The following is a 686-nucleotide window of genomic DNA, read 5'->3' as shown; positions in this document are numbered from 1 at the left end:
GCGAAGGCCATGTGGCCCGCGTCGTAAAGCAGCGGAATGCCCTCGCCGGAATGCTTCATGAAGAGATCAAGCTCCGCCTCGGTCTCGATCGCCGCCGCCATGTGGTGATGATAGGACAGCGGCATGCCCTGCTCGGCGCACCATTCGCCGAATTCGGTCATCTTTCGGGCGTAGACCTTGATCTCGTCCTCGGAAAGCTTCGGCTTGGTCGATAGCGGCGCCGATTTTTCGCCCTGGATCGAGCGCGCGGTCTCGCCATAGACGATGCAGGGCGCGTTCATCGCCTTGAAAAGCCCCATCTGCGCCGCGATCCGGTCCTTCTCGGCGGCGATCTCGCCATCGAGCAGCAGGCCGGAGAACCAGCCGCCGCAGACCGAGATCCCGAACTTGTCGAGAACCGCCCCGAGCTCCGCCGGGTCCATCGGGAAGCGCCGCCCGGTCTCCATGCCGGTATACCCCGCCTCGCGCGCCTGGCGCAGGCATTCCTCGAGCGACACGTCATCGCTCAGTTCCGCGAGGTCGTCGTTCCACCACGCGATCGGCGCGATCCCAAGCTTCGCTTTCATGGCTGTCACACGCCGACGCGCTGTTTTTCGCGGATTCTGACCTGGGCTTCTCTGGCCTGGTTGACGGTTTCGCGGCTGGAGACCTCAGGGACCCCGACGTCCCAGTCGGCGTCGCCTGGG

The 686-nt window shown here is 65.0% G+C and carries 1 protein-coding gene; it reads right to left on the bottom strand.

Going from position 1 to position 686, the window contains the following annotated elements:
- On the bottom strand, positions 1-566 hold a 566-nt coding region (locus tag ACLJK8_RS23065), incomplete at its 3' end, for a TIM barrel protein (protein WP_413152713.1).
- Positions 567-686: the final 120 nt, after the last annotated feature.

The organism is Amaricoccus sp. W119 (assembly GCF_047275745.1).
GTDB lineage: Bacteria > Pseudomonadota > Alphaproteobacteria > Rhodobacterales > Rhodobacteraceae > Amaricoccus.
Note: the sequence above shows the minus strand (reverse complement) of the source record. Positions and strands in the feature narration are given on the sequence as shown.